Source organism: Bradyrhizobium sp. CCBAU 53415 (assembly GCF_028128735.1).
Lineage (GTDB): Bacteria > Pseudomonadota > Alphaproteobacteria > Rhizobiales > Xanthobacteraceae > Bradyrhizobium.
In genome coordinates, this window is record NZ_LBJF01000006.1 from 1 (window position 1) to 500 (window position 500).

The following is a 500-nucleotide window of genomic DNA, read 5'->3' on the forward strand; positions in this document are numbered from 1 at the left end:
TAGTCGGCGACCCAATTGGCGATCTTGGCGCGGGCGTCATCGAGATCAAAGAACAGGGTCTCGTTGAGTAGCTCATCGCGCATCCGGCCATTGAAACTCTCGACGAAGCCGTTCTGCATCGGCTTTCCCGGTGCGATGAAGTGCCAATCGATGGCTGCGTCCTTGCACCAGGCGAGCATGGCGTTGCAGGTGAACTCGGTGCCATGGTCGGACACGATCATTCCTGGCTTGCCGCGTCGCTCGACGATTGCCGTCAGTTCGCGGGCCACGCGCCGCCCCGAGATCGACGTCTCCGGAATGGCGCCCAGGCATTCTTTGGTGACGTCGTCGACGATGTTGAGGATGCGGAAGCGTCGGCCATTGGCGAACTGGTCGTGGACGAAGTCCAGCGACCAGCGCGCGTTGGGCCTCGCCTCGACCAGGATCGGGGTACGGGTCCCCACGGCCTTGCGGCGAGCCCGCCGCTTGCGGACGGTGAGCCCTTCCTCGCGATAAAGCCG

At 63.8% G+C, this 500-nt stretch carries 1 protein-coding gene; it reads right to left on the reverse strand.

Annotated features, from left to right (window positions below; all coding sequences use genetic code 11):
* A partial coding sequence (locus XH87_RS08395) for a DDE-type integrase/transposase/recombinase (RefSeq protein ID WP_271586896.1) occupies positions 1-500 on the reverse strand: 500 nt, incomplete at both ends.